General features: G+C 63.6%; 18 protein-coding genes. 5 read left to right on the forward strand and 13 right to left on the reverse strand.

Going from position 1 to position 22969, the window contains the following annotated elements; translation table 11 throughout:
- Positions 1-7: 7 nt before the first annotated feature.
- Genes JM946_RS20635 through JM946_RS20655 form a run of 5 tightly spaced genes read right to left on the reverse strand, consistent with a single transcriptional unit; the run spans position 8 to position 6269 of the window.
- On the reverse strand, positions 8-3685 hold the full coding sequence (locus JM946_RS20635; protein WP_203169264.1) for a pilus assembly protein: 3678 nt from the start codon (positions 3683-3685) through the stop codon (positions 8-10).
- Between the two features lie 31 nt (positions 3686-3716).
- Positions 3717-4277 carry a pilus assembly PilX family protein gene (locus tag JM946_RS20640; protein ID WP_203169265.1) on the reverse strand — a complete coding sequence of 187 codons (561 nt, stop codon included), beginning with the start codon at positions 4275-4277 and terminating at the stop codon, positions 3717-3719.
- Positions 4274-5257 (reverse strand): prepilin-type N-terminal cleavage/methylation domain-containing protein, encoded by a 984-nt coding sequence (locus tag JM946_RS20645; protein ID WP_203169266.1) that lies wholly within the window; start codon positions 5255-5257, stop codon positions 4274-4276. The genes JM946_RS20640 and JM946_RS20645 overlap by 4 nt, the downstream gene beginning before the upstream one ends.
- A complete protein-coding gene (gene pilV, locus JM946_RS20650; protein ID WP_203169267.1) occupies positions 5254-5715 on the reverse strand; it encodes a type IV pilus modification protein PilV in 462 nt (153 codons plus the stop codon). The genes JM946_RS20645 and pilV overlap by 4 nt, the downstream gene beginning before the upstream one ends.
- Before the next feature lie 2 nt (positions 5716-5717).
- Complete coding sequence (locus tag JM946_RS20655) at positions 5718-6269, reverse strand: GspH/FimT family pseudopilin (protein WP_269141066.1); 552 nt, start codon at positions 6267-6269, stop codon at positions 5718-5720.
- A gap of 540 nt (positions 6270-6809) precedes the next feature.
- Here JM946_RS20655 and JM946_RS31340 point away from each other — a divergent pair.
- A complete protein-coding gene (locus tag JM946_RS31340; protein WP_203169270.1) occupies positions 6810-8183 on the forward strand; it encodes a GGDEF domain-containing protein in 1374 nt (457 codons plus the stop codon).
- A 39-nt stretch (positions 8184-8222) separates the two neighbouring features.
- Here JM946_RS31340 and JM946_RS20670 read toward each other — a convergent pair whose 3' ends face one another.
- The gene (locus tag JM946_RS20670) at positions 8223-9776 is read right to left on the reverse strand and encodes a hypothetical protein (protein WP_203169271.1); all 1554 of its coding nucleotides are present in this window, start codon (positions 9774-9776) and stop codon (positions 8223-8225) included.
- Positions 9777-9903: 127 nt separating this feature from the next.
- Here JM946_RS20670 and JM946_RS20675 point away from each other — a divergent pair, with 127 nt between their 5' ends.
- Genes JM946_RS20675 through JM946_RS20685 form a run of 3 tightly spaced genes read left to right on the forward strand, consistent with a single transcriptional unit; the run spans position 9904 to position 13698 of the window.
- On the forward strand, positions 9904-10464 hold the full coding sequence (locus JM946_RS20675) for a sigma-70 family RNA polymerase sigma factor (protein WP_203169272.1): 561 nt from the start codon (positions 9904-9906) through the stop codon (positions 10462-10464).
- 30 nt (positions 10465-10494) lie between these two features.
- The gene (locus tag JM946_RS20680; RefSeq protein ID WP_203169273.1) at positions 10495-13170 is read left to right on the forward strand and encodes a serine/threonine-protein kinase; all 2676 of its coding nucleotides are present in this window, start codon (positions 10495-10497) and stop codon (positions 13168-13170) included.
- A 60-nt stretch (positions 13171-13230) separates the two neighbouring features.
- Positions 13231-13698 (forward strand): nitrate reductase associated protein, encoded by a 468-nt coding sequence (locus JM946_RS20685; RefSeq protein WP_203169274.1) that lies wholly within the window; start codon positions 13231-13233, stop codon positions 13696-13698.
- 11 nt (positions 13699-13709) lie between these two features.
- Here the strand turns inward: JM946_RS20685 and JM946_RS20690 are convergent, their stop codons facing one another.
- From JM946_RS20690 to JM946_RS20715, 6 genes are all read right to left on the reverse strand, one after another.
- Positions 13710-13919: a formate dehydrogenase subunit delta gene (locus JM946_RS20690; RefSeq protein WP_203169275.1), complete on the reverse strand. Its 210-nt coding sequence runs from the start codon at positions 13917-13919 to the stop codon at positions 13710-13712.
- A 5-nt stretch (positions 13920-13924) separates the two neighbouring features.
- A complete protein-coding gene (fdhD, locus tag JM946_RS20695; protein ID WP_203169276.1) occupies positions 13925-14755 on the reverse strand; it encodes a formate dehydrogenase accessory sulfurtransferase FdhD in 831 nt (276 codons plus the stop codon).
- Positions 14748-17624, reverse strand: a complete 2877-nt coding sequence (gene fdhF / locus JM946_RS20700; protein WP_203169277.1) for a formate dehydrogenase subunit alpha — start codon at positions 17622-17624, stop codon at positions 14748-14750. Before fdhF ends, fdhD begins: the two co-directional genes overlap by 8 nt.
- Before the next feature lie 15 nt (positions 17625-17639).
- Positions 17640-19181 carry a formate dehydrogenase beta subunit gene (locus tag JM946_RS20705; RefSeq protein WP_203169278.1) on the reverse strand — a complete coding sequence of 514 codons (1542 nt, stop codon included), beginning with the start codon at positions 19179-19181 and terminating at the stop codon, positions 17640-17642.
- A gap of 12 nt (positions 19182-19193) precedes the next feature.
- Entirely contained in the window at positions 19194-19697 is a 504-nt protein-coding gene (locus tag JM946_RS20710) for a formate dehydrogenase subunit gamma (protein ID WP_203169279.1), read from the reverse strand.
- Positions 19698-19987: 290 nt separating this feature from the next.
- Positions 19988-20272 (reverse strand): hypothetical protein, encoded by a 285-nt coding sequence (locus JM946_RS20715; protein ID WP_203169280.1) that lies wholly within the window; start codon positions 20270-20272, stop codon positions 19988-19990.
- 121 nt (positions 20273-20393) lie between these two features.
- Here JM946_RS20715 and JM946_RS20720 point away from each other — a divergent pair, with 121 nt between their 5' ends.
- Positions 20394-21221, forward strand: a complete 828-nt coding sequence (locus JM946_RS20720) for a class I SAM-dependent methyltransferase (RefSeq protein ID WP_203169281.1) — start codon at positions 20394-20396, stop codon at positions 21219-21221.
- A 74-nt stretch (positions 21222-21295) separates the two neighbouring features.
- Here the strand turns inward: JM946_RS20720 and JM946_RS20725 are convergent, their stop codons facing one another.
- A complete protein-coding gene (locus JM946_RS20725) occupies positions 21296-22750 on the reverse strand; it encodes a Gfo/Idh/MocA family protein (protein WP_203169282.1) in 1455 nt (484 codons plus the stop codon).
- Positions 22751-22969 lie beyond the last annotated feature (219 nt).

A 22969-nucleotide genomic window follows, 5' to 3' on the forward strand; every position in this document is an offset into this window, starting at 1 on the left:
CATCTCGTCAGTTCACGATCTCACGCCAGCTCATCCGGCCGGCGCCCGCGGCCGGCCTGCGAATCTTGATGCTGTTGAGATCGCTGGTATCCATGTTCGCGTGCAGGGTGTCGCCGGTGATGGTGGGATCGTGCAGACTGTCGCCGAAGCCCACCCCGGAAGCCGGCACATCCTCGCCGTTCAATGACATCAGATCCTCGTCCGAGAAACGGCCATCGCGACTCACGTCGAAGAACGAGTTGCCCAGTCGCGCGCCGGTAAACGGATTGATGGCCATGATGAAGCCGGCGCCCGAGGGGTGACACACGTCGGTCACTTCCGGAATGCGCGTGGTCGCCATCAGCGCCGCGCCCTGGAAACGATTCGGCACGACGATGCGCTCGCCACGCGGCGCACGTTCCGGCGACAGCAGATCCATATACCAACCTCGACGCCCGACGAGATCGCCGACGGCGCCGTCCTCGATCACACGCACCTCGAGCGAGCGTTGTTCGGTCTCGAGCAGGATGCGTCTTTGCACCAGATCGCCGCGTCGGGCCACGCCCGCGCCGGCGTCTTTCACGCCGTACCAGGTTTGCACTTGCCGGTCGTTGAGATCGGCGCTGCTCAGATAACGTCCTGTGCCGAAGAACACCCACACCGAGCCGGTGTCTGGATCCCGGCCAGCCAGAGGCGCCGCGGTGATGGGCTGCTCGGCGCCGCTCGGATCGCTTGCTTCAAACAGCCTCGTGACGCTCGGCGTTGCGCCGAGTTCGCTGAACTTCCAGAGATTGCCGTGCAGATCGCCCGCATAGGCGGTATCGGCGAAACCATCGTCGTTCGAATCGCGCGCGAGCACAGCAGACAACGCGTTGCTGCCTGCGACGCCCGTGTTCACGGTGGTGACCGTACCGGTGCGCACGCCGATCATCACCAGTTGCGCCGCCCCGGCAGTTGTTTCCAGGCCGTTGCCGATCAGCACGCGCCAATCGCCGTCGGCCACCTGCGCGATCACGGGTCGACCGATGTTCTTGCCCAGCGCGGCGAGATCGGCGCCGGTCTTCTCCCAAAGAAACTCCACGCGCGTCGGATCGGTCACATCGAGCGCGAATACGCCGGGGCCGCCACGTCCCATGCTGCCGACGAGCACGGTCTTCCACGCACGATCGGTGGTGTCGTAGACATCGGCGACGGCCAGCTCGCCGTCGACGAAATAACGATGCTGATACGCCGGATCGCTGTAGGAGCGCAGGTTGTTGGCGATCGCGGCCGCCGGCACAAATGCATACATCTCCGTGCCGTTCGCCGCGTTGAATCCATGGAGCATGCCGTCGTTGGCGCCGACGTAGACCACCGCGGTTCGATTGGCTTGTCGGGTGACGAATTGCGCGTAGCTGGAGGCGCCCGTGAATGTCGCCCCCTCATACAACCTGGGGTTCGGCGCACCGACGAATAACGGTGTGGAGTTGACGATGTCACCGAGCACGCCGGTGCGGGTTCGCAACGTTCCATTGGCCTGCGACTGCTCCTTGCTGCGATTGCCGCGCAGGTAGTCCACTATGTCCTGCGAGCCCAACGCTGTCTGCTGGCTGGAGCCCAGGTTGCCATATTCGAAGGCACGATATCGGGCGTTGCCGTTGCCGCCTTGAGGATTGTGAAAATAGATCGGTCGCGTCGCCCAGTCTCTGGCCGCCAGCAACACGCCGGCGCGCCAGGCGGGGCTGCTGGACAAGGATCCATCGCTTCGCACGTTGAAGGCCCGCAACTCGCCTCGCCAGGTGCCGCTGAAGAACTGCGCCTGAAACGTTCGCGTGCTGGTGTCGACGCGGGTCGAGCTCGCCGCGAGCGAGCTTCCGGAGCCCACTGTCTCAGCGGCGATCCGTGCGAAGGCGCGATTCAGGCTGTCCACCATCCGGTCCGCTTCGCTCGCCACATAGAAATTCTCCGGGCGAGGATCGCCATTGGACAATGTTTCGCCGCTGCTCCAGGTGGAGGCATCCAAGGGCGTGGTGTTGGTGTACGGATTGTAGTTCTCGGGCACGGTGAACCCGCCGTACTTGGCAGCCAGCCAATACTGATTTCTGGCCCGCGGCTCGAGCACCTGGTTCTCTCGCACGTCCACCCAGTACGTCGACACCGTCTGCATGTCGTCCAGATCCTCGCGCAGATCCTTGGTGTGCGAGTCGTAGGCCAGGCCGGCGATGTAGGCCGAGTTCTCGCGACCGGTGAAGGGCGTCGGAATCGAGATGCCCTCGAGCTGCGCGACTTTCTGGGTTGCGGTTACGACGTTGACGGTGCTGTCGGAAGACACCGCGCCCGGCCGCGTCGGCTCATCGGTGGCCACGCTGTTGCCGGGCAGGTTCTTGTCACGATGCGAGTTCACATCGCCGATGCCGAGCAGCGCATTGCTCTGACAGCTGTACTGCATCGGATCGTCCCAATCGGTGATGACCGGAAAGCCGTCAGCGTAGTTGTAGCGCTCCGTCGTAGTACCGCTCAGAGCGGTGTACGCGGCGACATTGCCCTGCCGCTTCAGGTAACGAATGGCCGTGTAATACAGCTCGCTCACCGGATCGTGGCTCTTGTGATTGCCCGTGGTCATCTGACCGAACTTGTTGATGTAGTTGATCACGCCGCTGTCGTTGATGGCCTGGCCGACATTGGCGGCGGTGGCGGCGGCGTCCGCCGGGTCCGGATTCCTCACCAGCACGCCGTTGGCGGGATCCCACTCGCGGTTCGCGTTGTTCACGAGCAGATTGCTGTCCGGATCCAGTTTGTTCGGGCCGACGAACTTCTGTCGGGCCCGTAGCACGCCGCCATCGCGCAGCATGCTGCTGTCGTTGAGATACCCGAACACGCTGTAACGCATGCGATCGGAATATTTCTGGATCAAGCCTTCCGGCTTCCAGCCGCCGCCCTGCGTGTATTGCACGCAGTTCGACTCGACGCCGATCGCGGCGTCGCAGACCTTCACTCGGATGCTGACTTCGTACACCACCGCTTCGCTGGGCGAGGTATGCACGGAAGGGTCATACGCCACGATGCCGCTGCCATTGAGATCGCCGGTGCGAGTGAAGCGCATTCGGTTGCCGAGCTGGGCGATGCGCACCGTCAGATCGTTCCAACTCGCCGGCGTCGCGCCGCGCACCAGTGAGGAACTGTTGCCGCTCGCCGGAACGCGCCGATTCGGATACACGCTCGTGCCGCCATTGCCGTCGAACCGGGCCTTCTCCAACCAAGTGACTGTGCTCGTGTCGCGCACTCGATAGCCGCCGGTCAGCGCCTTGCGAAACGGATCGATCGTCTGGGTTGCGGCCCAATTGAGGAAGTTGCCGCTCCACAGCCCGGCCGCGTGGCTGCAGGTCCGAGTGGCCGTCGTGCTGACGGGCGCAAAGTGACGATCCGTCTCGGTGACGCTGTACGAATATCGATAGCATTTGCCGGGATCGAAATAACCCACATACACGCGCGCCACATCGTATGCGCCCAGGTTCGCCATGCTATCGAGCGTCGGCCACTCGACCGAGGGCACCAGCAACAAGTTGCCCGGCACATTGCCCGCCACAGCAAGCGGCGACTGCGACACCCTCGTGTTCGCGTCCTGTCCGCTCGCCGCGCCGGCCAGAATCGTCAGCAAGGCGCCGATGCAAGCGTAACCCAGCCCGGCGAGCTTACGGCGCCGACTCCGCGGCGTTGGATTGCTCATCGACATCACGTCCTCGACTGTTGCGCCAGAATCAGATGGCACGTTTGACGGTGGTCTGCAGCACGACAATGGATCGATCGACCGCGTCGGCAGGCGCGCTGCTGCGTGCGGTGACGCGATAGAAGGCGACGTTCCCTTCGGAGTCCAGATTGCCGTAGGAGCCATAGCCGGCATTCGCATTCAGACCCAGGTCGCCGTCGGCGCTGCCCGTGCCGATGAACTGTATGAAATATTCCGGGGTGCCCGGCGTTCTCTCGTCATTCACGTCGTGCTCGGCGTCGACGGCGATCCAGTTGGCATTGGTGCCGGAGAATGTGTTCTGTGGCAGCACCGGGCATGGCACGGCGGCGCCGGTGGAACAATCCACGCCGCCCAGATCGGTGATGAGTCCACTCGAGGTGATGGCCTCCTCGGCCGCGCGCAGTGCCGACTCGGCGCGCTGAAAGGCAAGCGAGCGGTCGTACATGTTGGCGCTCATGCGCTCCTGCAGGGTTGTGCCGCGCACGCCAGCCAAGCCAATGAGCGTCGCCATCACCAGCAGAATGAGCGAGACGACCAGCGCGACGCCACGTTGACCACGACGGGCCTTCATGGCACGCGATTCCTCAGGGTGACGATGTGGCTGAACTCACGCTCCAATCGACCGGCATCGACCGTCGGATCCGTCGTGACGCGTCGGTCCGCACTCTGCAGTGTGAGTGTGAACATCACCGCATTCACGTCGGTCCAGCTGTCGACGTCGATCGCATCGAAGAACTCCTCGCCGCCCGCTGCGCGATAGCGGATCTGCATATCCGTCACGCCGGTCACGATTTCTTCAGCCCCGGCGGCGCCGAGTCTGCGTCGATACAGCGAGCGTCCGCCTTCGGCCGGCCGGCCGTTGTCACCGATGTACCAGGACACGGCGGACAGGCGTGCGAGCTGCGAGTTGAGCCCGTATTCATACGGGGCGCCGTGCGGGCCGCAGACCGTGGGATAGCCGAGCTCCTGCGCGCAGTTGCCCGGGCTGACAGCGAAACCGGTGTTATGCACCACCGCGACGTTGTTGCTGTTGTAGTTGCTGACCTGGAAGATGGCTGCGTGATCGAAGTCGCACACCATCAGGATGTCGCCCTGGGCGATCTCGGTGGTCGGGGCGGTGATGTGAAACATCGCCGAGTGGGGCACATGCTGGGCGACTGCATGCCCGGTGCCCTCGATCCCTTGCAGCTGGATCGAATCGGTGCCCTGCACGCGATTGTTCGGCAGGGCGCCGCCAAAGCCGGCCGCGCCATCGGCTTGCGTTCCGTCGAACCCGCGCAGACCGAACCAGGTTTGCCACCATACGCCCTCATCGTTGAGCACATTGGCGACTCGACCGTCGTTGTTACAACCTGTGACGCCCGCCTGCCGCACATCGCGCGCCAAAAGTTCGAACGCTGTGCGCGCACTCTCCTGAACCTGCGACAGACCTTCGTTGGTGCGGTAACTCTGACGATTGGCGAGGATCACGCCCATTGCGCCGCCGATGACCACCAGGCCCAGCAGCATGGAGATCATCAACTCGATCAGGGTGAAGCCGCGCGATCTCACAGCCGCACCTGGGTGGTGATTTCCAGCTGAGTATCGGTCGACCCTTCGAGGGCGGCCGCGGCGCGCTCATCGTTCCAACGCACGGTGATCGTGCACAGCTCTTCGTCGCACAACACATCGCCGGTCGCGCCCGGGCCGAGTGCGTCGATGAGGCTCTCGCGCCAGTTCGCCAGAGACTCCAGCGCAAAGGTGCTTCCTTCGCTCTCGCTTTCCGTCGCATCGGTGTTGAAGTTGCCCGCGATCGCATTCGAGCGATCGGCGCGCATGGCGTCCACGATGGAGTGCGTCTGGACCACGGCGAGGCTGCGCTCCATGGAGCTTTGATTGTTTCTCAGGCTCCATAACTGCAAGCCGGCGAGGCCCAGCATGCCGAACGACAGCACCAGCACCGAGATCAGCACTTCGATGAGACCGACGCCGCGCTGTGCGCGACGCCCGTGAGCGGATCGATCCTTCATGCTCATGCCCCGCAACTTCCTGTGTACGACTCCGTGGACAATCGACTACCCGCGCCGAGCACGACGCGTCGGCCGGCGCGATCGCGCGGCGCACAGATACTGATGCGTTGATTGGTGATGATCGCCGTTCCCGTGCGAGCCAACCCGTCGGCGCCGAACGTCACACGATCGCCCGTCAAGGTGGACTGCACCGAGATGCCGCCTTCGAAGGTATTCACGACGCCGCGGCGAACCACGGTGCCATCGCCCTGCGTGACGATCCAATTGCGCCAGCTGGCAGCCGTGGCGGCGCAGTTGGTCGCGGTCGATGAACTGGCGCGACAAAAGGAAATACGGGTGTTGCGCTTGATCGCCTCGGAGCGCGCGAAGTTCATCGCCGCCACCATTTCATTCGCCTGCGCGGTCAGTCGATTCGTGACCATCAGCTGATTGAACGAGGGCACCGCGACCGCCAGCAGAATTCCGGCGATAGCGATCGTGACCATGAGCTCCACCAGGGTGAAGCCCAATATCGATCGGGCGGCGCGGCGCTGGAAGGAACGAGTCCCGGGCATGGGTGTCGGCCGGTGTCGGCATTTACCTGAGCGATGACGTTGATGCAGCAACAATACGGAAAGAATAGGCGCTTGGTATCTGCAATTCGCGAATTGCATCTCAAGTGCTTCGATCGCAGCGGTCGCCGCGATGAGTGTTTTCCTCGTAGGGGTTCCCGCAATCGCCGCAGGCAGCAAGCGACTGAGGCGTCGCTCGGGAGAGGACTCAGGTGGCGGGCGGCGCGCTTACCGACGCCTTCCGCGGCCAGCGCCGCGCGGTCCCTGCCGCGGTGCTGGCCGAGGAGATGAACGTGTCACTGCGGACCATCTATCGCCGCGGTGGCGCTCTACGCCTGTCCGGAGCGGACCGAGCCCACGCGCCTGCCCGTGCAACCGACCGTGCGTGAGGCTCTCCGGAGCGAGCCGAAGCCAGGGGATCCCTGAAGCATCGCGCCACCCCTCCCCTTAATATTCGTTTTTTGCGAACCAGTTCACGCGCGCGACCCGCTGCTGCCAGCGACCGCTGCCGACATAGGGCTGAACCTGCCCGAGTAACGTGTTGTGACGACTGCCACCGATCCCGATCACTGGCGCAAAAAATACTTCGACAGCCTGGACAAGCTGGAAAGCGAGAAGCTGCAGTTCCGCGCCATCGAAACGGCGCTCAAGCGGCTGGTGGGTCGCCTGTGCACGGCCGCGATCGGGCTGGCGCCGCAGCTGGATCAGCAGATCAGGAACCTGCAGGCCCTCATTCGGCGCGAAGCTACCGCCGAAGAACTGGAGAGGCTCACTCCCGCGCTCACCGAAGCCATCGGCGCACTCGACCCGCCGATCGGCGCCGCGCCCGGGGCCGCTCATGAGCCGATCGACACCGCGCATGAAGCAACTGTCGAAGACTCGCGCCTTCGTCCGATACTCATTACCTTGCTGGCGGAGCTACGACGCGACGGCGAACTGGCGCAGCAGGTGGACACGCTCGAGTCGAAGCTCGCGGGCCCTCTGAGCAGCGCGCAGTTGCCTGACGTGCTGGCGTTGCTGACGGAGCTGGTCGGGCAACGCATCCAGCGCATCGAAGGCGCCAAGCAGGAAATCGAAAGCCTGCTCAGTCACATGGTCGGCAAGCTGGATGAGATCGGAAAGTTCGTCGCCGAACAGCACCACAGCCAGAGTCAGTCGCAGGCGAACAGCGACACCTTGAACACGCAGCTGGTCGGTGAGATCAAGGCCATGGGCGAGACCGTGGAGTCGAGCGGCGACCTGCAGCAGATTCGTCAGCAGGTGCGTCGGCGACTGGACACCATCGATCGGCATCTGCAGGAGTTCCGGCAGCGCGAAGCCACGTTTGTCGCGGCCAACCGCGCGCGCAGCGAACAGATGCGCTCGCGCATCTTCGAACTGGAAGCCGAGGCCAAGCGACTACACACTCAGCTGCAGGACGAGCGACGCCTTTCCACCATCGACGCGCTCACCCGTATTCCCAACCGCCTCGCGTACGAGAAGCGCATCGAAGAAGAGCTGCATCGTTGGCGCCGCTTCAAACAACCCACCTGTCTTGCGGTGTGGGACGTGGATCATTTCAAGCGCATCAACGATACCTATGGTCATCGCGCCGGCGACCGCGTGCTGCAAGTGGTGGCCGAATGTTTCGCCGGTCGGATCCGCAATACCGATTTCGTCGCGCGCTATGGCGGTGAGGAATTCGTGATGATCCTGCCCGGCACCCAGCTTGCCGACGCCACGCAACTCAGCGAGAAGATGCGCCTTGCCATCGCGGAGATCGGCTTTCACTTTCGCGGCTCGCCCGTGTCGATCACGGTGTCGAGCGGCGTGACCGCGCTGTTGCCGGAAGACTCCGCCGAGGTAGCTTTCGATCGCGCCGATCAGGCGCTTTATCGGGCCAAGCAATCGGGGCGCAATCGCTGCGTGACCGCGTGAGGCGAGCGGCGCCGTGGGCCGGCGCCGCCTCCACCCGGATCAGGGAACGATCGCGAAATCGTCCACCTCACCGCCGGCGACCAACGCGCCATTCATCTGGACAGCGACGCCCGGAGAATCGATCTCCACCCGATACAGCTCGGCGGCCGCACTTTCCTGATCCGCCGTGTAGATCATGCGATCGCCCGCGTGGGTGTACTCGAACCACATGACGCCAGAGGAGGCCATGGGCGCACTCAACCGGGTGGCCACGCCCGCGCTGGCGAAATCCACTTCATATAACTCGTAAACGCTGATCGATTCCTGATTGGCGTTGTACGCAATCCGGGCTCCATCCGGACGCATGTCGAAGCCCACCACGCCGCCGCCCGAGACCAGCGGCGCATTCAGCTTGGTTGAAACACCGGGCATCGAGAGCTCCACGCGATACAGTTCGGGCTGACCGACCGTCTCCTGCTCGGCGATGTAGACGATGAAGTCGCTCTGCGGGCCGAACTCATACAGGGTCGTGACACGGCCATTGGCAACCAGCGGTGGATTGATCCTGCTCGACACGCCCGGTGCGTCGAGCGCAGCGGTGTACAGCTCGACGACACCATCGGTCGTTTGATCGGCGCAGTAGGCAACGCGCATCGAATCCGGCGCGAACTGGAAGCGACACACGTCGCCGCCGCTCACCATGGCGCCGTTGAGCTTCTGGCTGGAGCCCAGATCGGTCAGCGGGACGGTGTACAGCTCCAGCACGTCATTTGCATCCTGATCCGCGACGTAACCGATATGTTGACCGTCCGGGCTGAAAGTGAACTCATCGTACACATCACGATCCGCTCCGAGCGCCGGGTTCACTCGTTGCGCGACGCCGGGCGAGGCGATATCGACGATGAAAAGCTCGAACGCATCCGCCGTGTTTTGATCGGCGCGGTAGAGCACGCGAGCCCCATCCGGGCTGAACTCGTAGTTGTCACGAACCCATCCGCCGGGGGCCAGCGGCGCGTTGAGCTTGGTCGCCACGCCAGGATTTGCAATATCGACAATGAACAACTCGAACACGTCGTCCGCCACGTCGGCGCGATACGCGACTTTGGCGCCGTCCGGGCTGATGGCGAAGTCGAGCACGTCGCGGTTCGCCTGCAGTGGAGCACTCAGCCGGGTCGCCGCGCCGGGGTTGGCGAGATCGACCACATACAGCTCGTATCGTCCGGAGATGGCCGCATCCGCGATGTAAATCGCTTGCTGGCCATTCGGCGAGGCCGCCCAGCGATCCACGCTGCCGCCGGCCACCAGCGGACCATTCAACCTGATCGAGCCGCTCGGATGAGCGGCGTCGGTCAGATACAGCTCCCAGATGTCGTCGGTGTCCTGGTCGGCGATATAGATGACGGGATTCGGCGAGGACGAGCCGGGACCGGTATCGCCACCGCCGCCCTGGCTGGGGCCCGGGTTGCCGCCGCCCGTGCCTGTATCGCCCGAGCCGCCGCCCGATGGAACGTTCTGCGGACCTGATCCGCCACCACCGCCTCCGCAAGCCGTGAGCAACAGCGCGGCCACCGTCGTGGCCAATAAACGTCCCTTGAGATTTGTATCGAAAGTCACAGTCGTATCTCCACTGATATGAGTCGTACTAAGATGTCGCCGGAGCCGATGGCTCGCTCCTGCTCCTGCTGACCCATGCGCAGTGGTCCGCCGGACTGGCTCACGGGAAACAAAAAAAGTACGCGACATGGCCGGCAGTGATGTGACACGCCTGCTCGATGCGGCAGGTGGCGGCGAACAGGGCGCCCTGGAACGACTGTATTCAGCGGTCTACGACGAATTGCGCCTGCTTGCCGAATCCAGCATGCGCAAGGAGCGCCCTGGCCATACGCTGCAGCCCACCGCTCTGGTCAACGAGGTGTACTTGAGGCTCGATCCCGGCTCGGGCGACTGGCAAAACCGGCGGCATTTCTTTGGCGCGGCGGCCCAGGCGATGCGCCGGATCCTCGTCGATCATGCGCGACGCAAGCGAGCCGAGAAGCGCGGCGCCGGCCATGAGCGCGTCACCCTGTCGGATCTGGACATCAGCGCGCCGGAGCAGGATATGGATGTGCTCGCGGTCAACGAGGCGCTCGATCGACTCGCCACCGAAGATGCGCGCCTGGCCGAAGTCGTGTCCCTGCGCTTCTTCGCCAACATGAGCATCGAGGACACGGCACGCGCCATGGATCTCTCCCCCGCGACCGTCAAGCGCGATTGGACCTTTGCTCGCGCCTGGCTGTGCGAGCACATACAACAACATCGCTGACGCCGATAGTCGTACCAGCAGGTTCAACGCATGAGTTTTCAATCCGAACGTGCGCTGTTCGAAGCCTGTGTCGAGCTGCCGAGCAGCGAGCGGACGTCGTGGCTGGACGCGCATTGCCCGGATCCACTGACACGCGATCGAATCACCCGTTTGCTCGCCGCGCATGATGCGGCCGAGCGCAACAACGCACTCGAACGTCGCCTGCCTCCGCTGCCCGTCCTGAGTGAACGGCGCATCGGTTCGTATCGATTGCTCGAACGCGTCGGTGAAGGCGCCATGGGCGAGGTTTATCTCGCCGAGCAAACCGCGCCGGTCGTGCGCCGCGTGGCGCTCAAAGTCATCAAACCCGGGATGGACTCGCGCGATGTCATCGCCCGCTTCGAGCTCGAGCGGCAGACGCTGGCGCTGATGAGTCACCCGAGCATCGCTCACATCATCGAGGCTGGCGCGACCGAGTCGGGCCAGCCATACTTCGCGATGGAGTACGTGCCAGGCATTCCGCTCAATCGGTACTGCGATCAGCATCGGCTCGACATCGACGCGCGACTGCGGCTGTTTCTGCAGATCTGCGACGCCGTCCAGCATGCGCATCAGAAAGGCGTCATCCATCGAGACCTCAAGCCGAGCAATCTGCTGGTGAGCGAGCTGGATGGCCGACCGGTTCCCAAGATCATCGACTTCGGCATCGCCAAGGCCGTTGCGCCCGGCGCTCAGCCAAGCCGCGCACACACGCGCATCGGTCATCTCATCGGCACCCCCGAATATATGAGTCCCGAGCAGGCGCAGCTCTCGCCCCTCGATGTCGATACACGCTCGGATGTGTACTCGCTCGGTGTGGTGCTGCACGAGCTGTTGACCGGCGAGCTGCCGTTCAAAACGGCCAACCATGACTCGACACCGGCGCAGCTGGTTCACGAGCTGCTGACGTTCGATCCCCAGGCGCCGAGCACGCGAGTGAAGGCGAGCGCAGCCGCCCACGACGACGCGGCCGAACATCGGCAACTCACGAGGCGCCAGCTGTCACAGCGATTGCGCGGGGATCTGGACTGGATCGTGCTCAAGGCGCTGCAGAAGGATCGAAACAATCGCTATGGCTCGCCGGCAGAGCTGGCCGCGGACGTGCGTCGGCATCTGGCGGATGAGGCTGTCTTGGCTGGCCCACCTTCGGTGACATATCGGATGCGCAAGTTCGCCGCGCGCCATGCGCTGGCGCTCGCGCTGGTGTCGGGCGCATTCATGGCTGTGCTGGCGTTCGGAGGCCTGATGGCGTACCAAGCCAAGGAACTCGCGCATCAACGTGACGAGGCGCGCTATCAGGCGCAGCGCGCGGAGGCGTCCAACGAGTTCATGAGTCTGATGCTGGAGGCGGTCGGCCCTGAAGGCCGCCCGCTCACGCCCATCGAGCTCGTCGATACAGGCGTCGAGCTGCTCGACAAACAATATGGCGATGATCCGCGTTTCGCTGCGCGCATGTTGTTACAGATGGCTCGCCGCTACATGGATCTGCACAACACCAGCAAGCAGCTCGCTGTCATCCATCGGGCCGAAGTCATCGCCCGCGATCTGCAGGACCACGAGCTGATCGCCTCCGTTCAGTGCGCGGCGGTGGAAACCGAGCTCAACGCCAACAACTACGGCGAGGCCGAGCGGCGCATGCAATTGGCTCGGAACGCCTTGCAGCGGCTGGGGCACGCACCTGTTTCGACGCGCGTCGATTGCCTGCGCGCCGAAGCCGATATCGCCAACATGAATCGTGATCGCGAGCAGGCCCTTGCCCATTTGAAGCAGGCGCAGGATCTGCTGGAGCGCTCGGATGAAACTCGCGGCTTGCAGTACAACGCCGTGCTCACCGACATCGGCGGCATCTACTACAACACCGCCCGGTACAAGGAGTCGCTGCAGATCAATCAGCTCACTCGCGAGGCCCTGGATCGCAATGGCCGAGGCGGCACCCTGGCCAAGGCGATCCTGATGATGAACCAGTCGTCCCTGCTGTATCGCATGGGCGAGATCGAGAACGCCCGCGAGGTTGCGGAGCAAGCCCTCAAGCGCATTCGATCGCTGCGCGGCGGGCAGCCCATTCCGATTGCGTTCGGTGTTTCTTATGGCACCACTTTGCAGCGACTGGGCGAGTGGCAGCAGGCGGTGGCCGTGCTACAAGAAGCGAGCGAGCAGGCCGGACTGCTCGAGAGCGATCTCTTGAAGGCCAATGCACAACACCAGCTCGCGCGCGCACTGCTGACAGCGGGGCAGCTCGATGCCGTGGAAGAGAAGCTTGCCGACGCGGAGCAGATCTGGACGGTGAACGAGACGGCCAATCGGGATCGTCTCGGCGAACTGCTTCGCACGCGCGCGGAACTCGCCATTGCGCGCGGTCAACCCGAGCTCGCCCGTCAGGCGATCGATGCAGCCCTGAGTAAGATGAGTTACGCGCGCGGCGCGGAGCTATCGCCCGGCGCGAGTGCCGCACTCACGTCCGCCAGCATTATCTATTTACAACTCGGCGACGCCGCCCGTTCCTTGTCCCTCGCGAGGGAAGCCTTGGCCCTGGCCGAACGCGTCGCTCGCGACCCTACCCGCAGCGCCGACATCGCGGACGCTCTCCTGGCTCTCGGCCGCGCCCAACAAGCTCAAGGCGACGCGAGCGCCACCGCCACGCTCGCCCGCGGCGAAGAAATCTTGCGCAAAGCGCTGGGCCGCTCCTGAGCGGTCCCGCTGTTTCAAATACCGTTATAAGAAAAGCCGTGGCGGCGTTAGAATGCCGCCATGAGCACCTCCCCCGAGATCTTCCAGTTCGAGAAGGATTTTGCCGGCGCGCTGTACTGCATTCCCATGGTCGTGCGTCGCAAGCTAGACCTGAGCGGCGTGAAGGTGTCGCTGAAGCAGTGGAATCGTTTCGAGCTGGAAGAGCGCGAGCGAATGGTCTCGCAGCGCTGCGAAACCCCTGAAGAGATCGATGCGTACGCGCTCTACGTCACCGGCGTGATTCAAAACCGGACCCACGAACCTGCGCAACTGATCCAGCGGGACGCCGGCGCGGAATGGAACGATGTCGCAAGCGTGCCGCAGCGGGTAATCGATTATTCGATCGAACGTGACGTGACTCCACCCACCGCCGCCCAGTGGGCCGCGTTGACGCCGCTGCAACGTTTCTCGATTTTCAAACTCACCCGCCCCGGCCACAGCAACGAGAACTTCGTGCCGGCCATGCGGGAGTTCGGCCTGATTTCCTGAACGCAGCTGCGTCAGGCCTTCGCGGCTGTCTCCTCCGCCAGCCGCTGGATCGCGGCTCGCACCGGCCCTTCGAGCTCCACGCCGCCGGTCTCTTTGAAATATTCCACGATGCGCGCCCGCATGCGTGGATCCCAGAAACGATGGATGTGCTGGCGGATGCTTTCCGCCGCCACGCTCGGGTCCGGCTCGCTCGCGAAAAACGAGCCGATGTCGTTGGCCATGCGAACTAAGTAGTCGGTGTGCATAGGAGCCGCGAAGGATGAGCGTAAACCACGTGCTGGCGCTCGCGCGCGAAGCCGATCAAGGTGAGTCCTGTCGCCTCGGCCAGCCGAACGGCAAATGCCGTCGGCGCGGACACCGCCGCAAGCAACGTGCCGCCGACCGTGACGGCCTTCTGCACCATTTCATAGCTGGCGCGACTCGTCACTACGAAGTAACCGGACGTGAAATCGCCGCCGGCCCTCGTGACCGCGCCGATGACTTTATCCAGCGCGTTGTGCCGCCCAACGTCCTCGCGCACCAGTTGAATCCCCGCATCTGGCAGCACCCACGCCGCCGCGTGAACGCTCCCCGTGCGCAGATTGATCTGCTGTTGCTCCCGGATCGCCAGCAACGCCGCATGCAACGATTTTGTATCGACCCGGACGCCGCCGCTCACGGGCTTGGGCTGTCGAATGGCGTCTTCCACCGTCTGCGCGCCACACAAGCCGCAACCGGTGCGACCTGTTAGATTGCGTTGCCGACGCAGCAACTCGGAGAACTTCGCCGCCGCGATGCCGATGCGCACTTCCAAGGCGCCATCCTCGCGCGCGCCCGCCTCCACGGACTGAATCTCGCTCGGCGAATCCACGATCATTTCGCTCAGCGTGAAGCCGACCGCCAGATCCTCCAGGTTCGCCGGCGTGGCCAGCATGACCACGTGCGGGACGCCCTGATAGGTCAGCGCCACCGGCACTTCTTCAGCGACGTCGTCTGCAACCTGCTCGATCTCTCCATCACGCCAGCGCTGCACTGTGACTTCACAGTGGGTCGCCGGCGTCGGACTGCGCTCAAGCATGCACGTCAGAGCCCCGCCGGATGCGCGTGTTGCGCTCGGTCAACTCGCGATAGCGCTTCTGCCACTCCGAGGGCTGATTGACCTTCACCACCTGAACCGCGGTCACTTTGTACTCCGGACAGTTGGTCGCCCAATCCGAGTTGTCAGTGGTGACCACGTTGGCGCCGGACTCCGGGAAATGGAAGGTCGTATAGACGACGCCCGGCTGTACGCGCTCGGTCACCTGCGCACGCAATACAGTCTCTCCGGCGCGGCTCGCAATGCCGACCCAGTCGCCATCGAGGATGCCGCGAACGTCGGCATCGTGCGGGTGGATCTCGAGGCGATCCTCGTCATGCCACACGACGTTGTGAGTACGACGCGTCTGCGCGCCCACGTTGTACTGCGTGAGGATGCGGCCCGTCGTGAGCAGCAGCGGGAAGCGGCTCGTCGTCTTCTCGCGCGTCGGCACGTACTCCGTGACAAAGAACTTGCCCTTGCCGCGCACGAACTCACCGATATGCATGGTCGGCGTGCCTTCGGGCGCATGCTGATTGCAGGGCCACTGAATGCTGCCAAGCTCATCGAGCTTCTCGTAAGTGACGCCGGCGAAGGTCGGCGTGAGCGCCGCGATCTCATCCATGATCTGCGAGGGATGCGTGTAGTTCATGGGATAGCCCAGAGCATTCGCAAAGCGCACCGTGGCTTCCCAATCTTCCAAGCCGCCCAGCGGCTGCATCACCTTGCGCACCCGCCCGATGCGACGCTCGGCGTTGGTGAACGTGCCGTTCTTTTCCAGGAACGAGGAGCCCGGGAAGAACACATGCGCGAACTTCGCCGTCTCGTTCAGGAACAGATCCTGGATCACGATGCATTCCATCGCGCTCAAGGCGGCGGTGACGTGCTGCGTGTTCGGATCGGACTGCGCGATGTCCTCGCCCTGAATGTAGAGCGCGCGGAAGCTGCCATCGAGCGCGGCTTCGAACATGTTCGGAATGCGCAGGCCGGGCTCGGACTGCAAAGGCACATTCCACGCCGATTCGAACAGCGCACGCACGGCATCGTCGGAGACGTGCCGATAGCCGCTGAACTCGTGCGGGAACGAGCCCATATCGCACGAGCCCTGCACGTTGTTCTGTCCGCGCAGCGGATTCACGCCGACGCCGATGCGACCCAGATTGCCCGTCGCCATGGCGAGATTGGCAATCGCCATCACCATGGTCGTGCCCTGGCTATGCTCGGTCACGCCGAGGCCGTAGTAGATCGCGCCATTCGGCGCGGAGGCATACATCCGGGCGGCGCCGCGCACCGCCATGGCCGGCACGCCGGTCACCGCTTCCATCGCTTCGGGGGAATTCTTCGGATCGCTGACGAACGCCTTCCATTTATTCCAGGAGTCCTGCTCGCAGCGCCCGGTGACGTACTCGCCGCGCGCGTAGCCTTCGGTGACCACGACGTGTGCGATGGAGTTCATCAACGCGACGTTGGTGCCGGGCCTCAATTGCAGGTGATAGTCGGCCTGAATGTGCGGCGTGCGGACCAGCGAGATCTGCCGCGGATCCACGATGATCAACTTCGCGCCCTGACGCAGCCGACGCTTCATCTGCGAGGCGAACACCGGATGGCCCTCGGTGGGGTTCGCGCCGATCAGCATGATTACATCGGCGTGCATCACCGAGTCGAACTCCTGCGTGCCCGCCGACTCGCCCAACGTGTGCTTCAAGCCATAACCGGTCGGGGAATGGCAGACGCGTGCGCAGGTGTCGACGTTGTTGTTGCCGAATGCCGCGCGCACCAGCTTCTGCACCAGGAATGTTTCCTCGTTGGTGCAACGGGACGAGGTGATGCCGCCGACCGCATCGCGCCCGTACTGCGCCTGGATGCGCTTGAACTCGGACGCCGCATAATTGACGGCTTCATCCCAGCTGACTTCACGCCACGGATCGGTGATCTTGGCGCGGATCATCGGCTTGGTGATGCGATCCTTGTGAGTCGCATAGCCGTAGGCGAAGCGGCCTTTGACGCAGGCATGGCCATGATTGGCGTGACCTTCACGGTCGGGCACCATGCGAATCACCTGCTCGCCCTTGACCTCCGCCTTGAAGGTGCAGCCGACGCCGCAGTAGGCGCAGGTCGTGATGACGGTGCGATCCGGCTTGCCCAGGGCGAGCACCGATTTTTCAGTCAGCGCTGTGGTCGGACACGCCTCGACACAGGCGCCGCAGGAGACGCACTCGGACTCGAGGAACGGCTCGGACTGGCTCGCCGACACTTTGGAGCCAAAGCCGCGCCCTTCGATGGTGAGCGCGAACGTTCCCTGAATCTCATCGCACGCCCGCACGCAGCGCGAGCAGACGATGCAGGCGTCCTGATTGAAAACGAAATACGGATTGCTGTCGTCCTTGACCGAGTGCTGATGATTGCAGCCCGCGGGCACACCATCGACGCGCGGCAACGAATAGCGCGATTCGGTGACGCCGGCGGCGGCGGCCATCTCGTGCAGCTCACAGCGATTGTTCGAAGCGGCGCATTCGGCTTCGGAAGGGTGATCCGACAGATACAGCTCCAGCACGTTGTGACGCAGCTGCCCGAGCTTGTCGCTCTGGGTGCGGATCTTCATGCCGTCAGCCACCGTGGTGGTGCACGAGGCGGGATAGCCTTTGCGGCCTTCGATCTCCACCAGGCACAGCCGGCAGGAGCCGAACGCCTTCAACGAACTGGTGGCGCACAGCTTCGGAATCTGATTTCCGAGCATGGAGGCCGCACGCATGATGGACGTGCCCTCGGGCACCGTGACCGAGAATCCGTCGATCTCGACGGTGACTGGCCTGGCCGCCTCGCTCTCCGGAGCGGCGGGCGTGCCTGGATCGATGTAATCGAGCGCGTGCATGGCTTGGAACCTCGGCTACTGCACCGACTTGCGAAAATCTTCAGGAAAATATTTGAGTGCGCTCTGCACGGGGAACGGTGTCATCCCGCCCAGGCCGCACAGCGATCCGTGCAACAGGGTGTCGCACAACTCCTCGACGAGCTGCAGGTTGCGCTCGCGATCGATGTTGGCGATCACCCGATCCATCAACTCCACACCACGCGTCGAGCCGATCCGGCATGGCGTGCATTTGCCGCAGGATTCCTTGGCGCAGAACTCCATCGCGTAGCGCGCCATGCCGGCCATGTCCACGGTATCGTCGAACGCCACCACGCCACCATGCCCCAGTAACGCGCCGATGTTGGATAAGGCTTCGTAGTCGATTGCCGTATCGAACTGCGAGGCCGGAATGTAGGCGCCCAAGGGCCCACCCACCTGGACGGCGCGAATCGGCCGGCCGGAGGCCGAGCCTCCGCCGTAGTCGTAGATGAGCTCACGCAAAGTGAGCCCGAATGCTCTTTCGATCAGCCCACCGCGTTTAATGTTCCCCGCCAGCTGCAGGGGAATCGTGCCGCGCGAGCGGCCGGTGCCGAAGTTCTTGTAGAACTCCGCGCCCCTGGCGAGGATCACCGGCACCGACGCCAGCGAAATCACGTTGTTGACGACGGTCGGCTGGCCGAACAAGCCCTTGATGGCCGGCAACGGCGGCCGGACACGGACCTCGCCGCGCCGGCCTTCCAGGCTCTCCAGCATGGAAGTTTCCTCGCCGCAGATGTAGGCGCCGGCGCCGAGCCGCACTTCCAGCTCGAACTGCCGGCCGCTGCCCAGGATATTGGGACCCAGATAACCTGCGGCGCGGGCCGCGGCGATCGCCTCGTTCAAGGCGCGATGTGCGTGCGGATACTCCACTCGCAAATAGATATATCCCTGGGTTGCGCCCACCGCGATGCCGGCGATGGTCATGCCCTCGATCAGCATCAGCGGATCGCCTTCCATCAACATGCGATCGGCGAACGTGCCGGAGTCGCCTTCATCGGCGTTGCACGTCACATACTTCTGCTGGGGCGGCTGATCGAGCACCGTCTTCCATTTGATGCCGGTCGGAAAGGCAGCCCCGCCGCGACCTCGCAGCCCCGAGTCTGTCACCGCCTGCACGATAGCGGCCGGCGGCATCGCCAGCGCGCGAGTGAGGCCTTCGTAACCGCCGTGCGCGACGTAGTCCTCGACCGAGACTGGATCGGTGACGCCCACGCGAGCAAATGTCAGGCGTTGCTGACTGCGCAGCTCCTTGATCTCTTCAGTGAGCCCCTGGTGCAAGCGATGGCCGCGGCCTTCGAAGAACCGGCTTTCGAACAGGCTCGTGACATCGGCGGCGGTCACCGGGCCGTAGGCATGTCGACCGCCTTCGGTCTCGACTTCGACCAGCGGCTCGAGCCAGAACAAGCCTCGCGAGCCGTTACGGATCAGTTGAATGTCGAGGCCGCGCCGCTGCGCCTCGTCTTGAATCGCGGTCGCCACCGGGCCTGCGCCGAGCGAGAGCGCCGTGGCGTCTCGGGGTACATAGACTTTGATACTCATGTCACCTCATGGTCATGAAAGAGGCGCGATCAGATCGTCGAAGGATTCGGGCGTGACGCGGCCATAGAGTCGACCGTCGATCATCATGGCCGGGCTGCAGGCGCAGTTGCCAAGGCAATACACCGGCTCGAGCGTGTAGCGACCGTCGGCCGTCGTCTCGTGCAGCCCGATGCCCAGCTTGCGTTGAGCGTGCTGGGTCAGCTGCTCGCAATGCATGGCGCGGCACGCTTCGGCCTGGCACAGCTGAATGACGTGTCGGCCGGCCGGCGACTGGCGGAAGTGATGATAGAAAGTGACCACGCCGTGGACTTCGGCGCGTGACACATTCAACGCCTCGGCGATGACGGGCACGGCGGCCGCGGGCACGTAGCCGAGCCGATCCTGAACCTCGTGCAACACCTGAAGCAACGGACCGGGACGCCCCGCATGGGCTGCGAGCGACGCTTCGATCTGCTCGCGTGCGTGATCGTTCAAACCGTCGTCATGGGGATCTCGCAAAGCCCGATCTGCATTCATACGCCCGCCCCTCTCGGCCGGTCCTCGCGCGAGGACTCGAAAATCATAGGGGATTGTGACACCGATGTGCGGAATGGACCACGCCGGGCGCGCCTACATGGTTATTCCGTCAGCAATCGCCGCGCTCGGCCTGCCTGCCGTGTGCGGATGAGTCAGATACTGTCGATCACGGGCCAGGGCGGCCCCGCGTGGTACACAGGTGTGACACTTATTATGTGTATCCCCCGTGTACCCGCGAGAGTCGTTTGCGCAAAACGCTGGCGCTCGGCGCGCAGCTTCGACGTTGGCGTTTAGCTGTCCAGCTGGTCGCGGACGGTGTCGCGCCGGACCAGTTTGTTGAAGCGATTCTCGTCCTGGTACAGAAACGCCAGTTCGTTGGCGTCGAAGCTCTCGAAAAACTCGTCCCAGGAGATTTTTTCCAGCGACTCCTGACCCGAGAAGCCGGTGAAATCGATACGCAGGATGCCGGGATCTTTCTTACTGCCGGTGCTCTTCACATGCGCCGGGCAACCGCCGTGCTGCTCCACCCAGCGACGAATGGTGTCGTGATCCACTGTGGCCTTAGCTGCTGACATGATGACGCTCCTCGATGAGACTCACGTGTGGCTCTAACGCATCGTGAGCGAGCGGGATCCACAGATCCGCCTTGAGGCGCGTTGTTCCAGGCGTTGTAGTGAAACTCGGTATCATGTCGGCATGACAGGACCGCTGCTGACATTGAAAGTGCACGAGCAACTCGCACGCGCGTTGCGCTCGGGCGTCACCGAGCTCGAATGCTCGCTGGATCTGGACCGCACCACTACGACGGTGAGCGTCGCTCAGCAAGGCTGGACATGGAACGGCCAGCGCTTTCCGTTCTTGGAGAAGTGCAAGGAGCGCACGATCTACTATTGGAGCGGCAGCGAGTTCGCGGTCGCCTCCCGTTACACCTCGGCGCTGATCAAGCTGGTGCCCACCGACTGGGGGCCGCCCACCTTCGAGATCGACGGCATCAAAATGCTACCGAGCGAGAAGGTGTCACCGTATCGGGATGCCGAAGCCAAGGTGGCGTTGATCGAGCCGCGCGGCAAAGTCGTGCTCGATACTTGCGGCGGGCTGGGCTACTTCGCTGCGTGGTGCCTGGCAGGCGGAGCAGCGCAAATTCATTCCTTCGAGAAAAACCCCGATGTCATATGGTTGCGCAGCTTGAACCCATGGTCGCCGCCCGTCGGCGGCGCGCTCACGCTCACTGAAGGGGATATCACATCGAAGGTGGTCGAGATGCCCGACGCATCGGTCGACGCCATCCTGCATGATCCGCCGCGATTCGGCATCGCGGGCGAGCTGTACTCGCAAACGTTCTACGATCAGCTCGCGCGCGTGCTCAAGCGCGGCGGGCGAATGTTTCATTACACCGGCACGCCCAACAAGCTCACCACGGGTCGCGATGTGCCCACGGAAGTCGCCGAGCGTTTGAAACGCAGCGGACTCAGAACCCGGCTGCATGGCGACGGCGTGCTCGCGAGCAAAGCGAGCGGGCGCTGAAGCAAACCGGGCGCTCGCTCGAAAACGAGCGCCCGCTTGTCATTGAATGCCCTGTTGGATCGCTCGTTGGACGACTAGGGCATCTTCACTCGCATCGGCATGGGCAGCGACGCCGTCCGGCTCGGCATCGGCGCGCGCTCCGGGGGCGTGAGCCCGGTGACCAGCTCATCGATGCGCACCGACTGGCCGGTCTTGAAACACTGATTGGCCGCGACGCCGATCAGAATCGAATACGCCCCGCCCCGCTCATCCGAGGCACGCTTGTATTTATCCGCCGGCGCGTCACCGAAGATTTCGGTGAGCATCACATCGTCACCGCCGCCGTGTCCGCCCGTCCCGGTCCATGGCTCGATCTCGCGCGGCGCGCCCCGCAAAGGAATGATTCGCGTGCTCACGCCGTCATCCTTGATCTTGCCTTGCGTCTCATCGGCGCCCGCGACGCCGGCCTGCTCGACCACCGTGTGTTCGATGCGGCCCTTGGTGCCGTTGAACGCGATGTGATAGCCCTCCCAGGAATTGAAGGCGTTCAGCGAGTAGCTGAGCGTGGTGCCGGTATCGTAGCGGACCACCACGTTCATGGTGTCCTCGATATCGATCTCCGGTCGCCACACGCATTGATCGCGGAAATAGCCGTCATGCTGCTCGTTGTCCAGGTACAGCGCTTTCAGGCCCGGATCGCCGGCCAGATCGAAATAGAAATTGCAGGCGCTCTTCTCCGGGCAGGTCCGGCAACGTTGGTGATGACTCTTCAAGCCCATGCGCCTGGCCATGGTGGGCGTGTAGAACTGCCGCTCGCCCACGGCCACCACAGATTGTGGCTGCGCCCCCAACCACCAGTTCACGAGATCGAAATGATGCGTGGCTTTGTGGATCATCAGCCCGCCGGAGGTCGCCTTGTGACTGTGCCAGCGGCGGAAGTAGTCGGCGCCGTGCACGGTGTTCAGCAACCAGTTGAAATCCACCGACAGCACTTCGCCGATGTCGTTGTTCATCAGCATGTCTTTGATCTGGGTGCGCGGCGGCGAATACCGGTAATTGAATGTCACACGCACGTGCCGGTCGTTGCGCTTGCACGCATCCAGGATGCGCTGAGCTTTTTCGGCCGTGGTGGTCATCGGCTTTTCGGTGATGACATTGCAGCCGGCATCCAGCGCACGAACGATGTAGTCGTCATGCGTCGCGTCCGGCGTCGTGACGATGACCGTGTCCGGCTTGGTCTCCCTGATCATGCGATCGAACTCGGCCGCCTGGTAGCCTTTGGGCTTGCTCGCGCCGGTCGCCGAGACGGTCTTCACCGCCAGCGCCAATCGGCCGGCATTGTTATCGCTCACTGCAACCAGCTCGTTCGCTTCGCGAAACTTCCCGGTGATTGCGGAAGTGAACATCCGTGCGCGCGAGCCCAACCCGACCACCGCAAATCGTTTCCTCGGCGTAGCGGCATAGGCGGTGGTGGCGAGGCCCAGTGCCGCCACCCCAGCCGACTTGATCAGCGTGCGTCGATCGAGGCCGGCAGGATCTTTGTCGTTCATGCATAAACCCCCTGGAAAATAAGCGTTTTGGCGCGCCCCACGCCGCGGGCCCGTGGAGCGTGGCGAGGAGCTCGGCAGAGATATTTGTCTGCTTTATTCCAGCGCCGCTGTCAAACGTCGTGAGCCACAGGTGCGAGCCAGACCCGTGGGTCGACCTCTAGCTAACTTCGATCAACTATGATAATTCTCGCTCATTGCCGGTCACGACGGCAACAAATG

Origin of the sequence: Steroidobacter gossypii, from assembly GCF_016801985.1 — a bacterium.
GTDB classification, from domain to species: Bacteria; Pseudomonadota; Gammaproteobacteria; order Steroidobacterales; family Steroidobacteraceae; genus Steroidobacter; species Steroidobacter gossypii.